This window comes from Terriglobales bacterium (assembly GCA_035624475.1).
Taxonomy (GTDB): Bacteria; Acidobacteriota; Terriglobia; order Terriglobales; family Acidobacteriaceae; genus DASPRL01.
Genome location: DASPRL010000327.1, coordinates 1 through 2,092, shown reverse-complemented (window position 1 = coordinate 2,092; position 2,092 = coordinate 1). Strand labels below are relative to the sequence as shown.

Below are 2,092 nucleotides of genomic sequence, written 5' to 3'. Positions count from 1 at the left end.
CTACCGCTCGCTTCGACCTTATGGTTGGACCAGTGCTCGACACAGCCGAACAGAAGAGGAACATGTCGGTGGCTACGTCGGGAGCGCTTTCCAGCGAAATGCGCCGATTCATTAATTCGAAGGCGTCCTTGTCGGTGTTGCGCCCGGCAATCGTCCCGCGACTCGTTCTGGAGTTCAAGGCATTCCCCATAGGGTTCACACCTCAGCAACACAGCGTCCACTTCAGGCACGTACTGGAGGACCTAGGGAAGTTGAAAGAGATCGCTTCGGCCTGCGCCGACGGCCGTGGCATCGTCCTGTTTGACGGTGATGGCTATCTGACGGAGACACGTCTCAGTGCGATCCTTGAGACTCGCGATCGAGCAGACGTGAGAATCCGTGTTTATTTGTGCGCAGCGAATCCCTTACCGCAGGCTTCCTGGCACCGGCATTGACCGCTGCGAACGGAGCGCACGCGGCCTCAGCGGGGCTAGGCCAAGGCCGACCTCTTGCCTTCCTGAAGGCTCACGGCCGGGTGCTGACGGCTGTCCCGGTGCTATCCTTCGGGCGGTGAGCACCTCCGAACAAGAGAAGCTGTCGCCGGAGCTGGCGGCAGCGCTGGAGCGGGTCCCCTTCCGCGACCCGCGGGCGGCGGCCGTGAACCTGGCGCGCCTGGGCAAGCATCTCGCGCCAGCCCTGGCCGCCATGCTGCCCACGCTGCTGGCGGAGTCGCCCGATCCGGACGGCGCTTTGAATCTGCTGGAGCGGCTGGGAGAGGCGGCGGAGGCCGAGGTCTTCCGCCAGTTCGAGCGGCAGAGCTTCCTGCTGCACTACGCCCTGGTGGTCTTCGGGGCGAGCCCCTGGCTGGGCGAGACCCTGATCCAGAATCCCGACCTCTTCCACGCCCTGGGACGGGAGAAGAACCTGGAGCGCACGCACTCGCGGGAGGAGTTCCGCGAGAGCCTGGCGCGCTTCCGCTCGCGCTCCTTCGAGACGGACGCGGCGCTGCTGCTGGCGCGCTTCCGGCGGCGGGAGTACATCCGCATCCTGCTGCGCGACCTGCTGGGCATCGCCACCCTGGCCGAGACCACCTCAGAGATCTCCGCGCTCTCGGACGTGCTCATCGAGGAGGCCCTGCGCGAGGCCGACACCGCGCTGCGCAGCCGCTATGGCGCGCCCCAGCACACCGACGCGCACGGCCGGCTGGTCGAGACTCCGTTCACCGTGCTCTCGCTGGGCAAGCTGGGCGGCAACGAGTTGAACTACAGCTCGGACGTGGACCTGCTCTACCTCTATGGCGACGGGGAGCGGCCCAGCGGGACGGTCACGAACCGCGAGTACTTCATCCGGCTGGCGCAGCAGGTGACGGAGATCCTGTCGCGGCCGACGCGCGAGGGTTCGGTCTTCCGCATCGACCTGCGGCTCAGGCCGCAGGGCAGGGAAGGCGAGCCGGCGGTGGCGCTGGGCCATGCCCTGCGCTACTACGCCGAGGTGGCGCACGACTGGGAGATGCAGGCGCTGATCAAGGCGCGCTACTCCGCCGGCGACCTGGGATTGGCGCGGGAGTTCCTGCGGGGCGTGCAGCCCTACGTCTACCGGGCGCAATGGAACTTTGCGGCGGTGGAAACGGCGCTGGACGCGCGGGAGAAGATCGGGTCGCGGCGGCGGCTGCTGGCGGCGCGCGCCGGGGCGGGGGCGCTGGACGTGAAGCTCGACCGCGGCGGCATCCGCGACGTCGAGTTCCTGGTGCAGTGTTTGCAGCGCGTGTACGGCGGCGCCGAGCCCTGGCTGCGCTCCGGAGGCACGCTTTTCTCCCTGCAGAAGCTGCACGACAAGGGGCACCTGAGCGGCAAAGACTTCCACGAACTGAACAGCGGCTATGAACTGCTGCGCAAGGTGGAGCACCGGCTGCAGGTGCGGCGCGGGCAGCAGACGCACCGCCTGCCGGAGGCGGAGGCCGAACTGCAGGCGCTGGCGCACTCGGTGGCGGCGGAGGCGCCGGGGGGCGCGCGGGCCGCCGCCCTCCCCGCGATGCTGCGCCAGCGCATGGCCGGGCTCGCCGAGATCTATCACCACATCATTCACAGCGAGAAACAGGTGGGAGAGAGCGCGG

Annotated in this window: 2 protein-coding genes; both read left to right on the top strand. The window is 68.3% G+C overall.

Going from position 1 to position 2,092, the window contains the following annotated elements:
• On the top strand, nt 1-434 hold a 434-nt coding region (locus tag VEG08_13095), incomplete at its 5' end, for a hypothetical protein (GenBank protein ID HXZ28922.1).
• Between the two features lie 115 nt (nt 435-549).
• A partial coding sequence (locus VEG08_13090) for a hypothetical protein (GenBank protein ID HXZ28921.1) occupies nt 550-2,092 on the top strand: 1,543 nt, incomplete at its 3' end.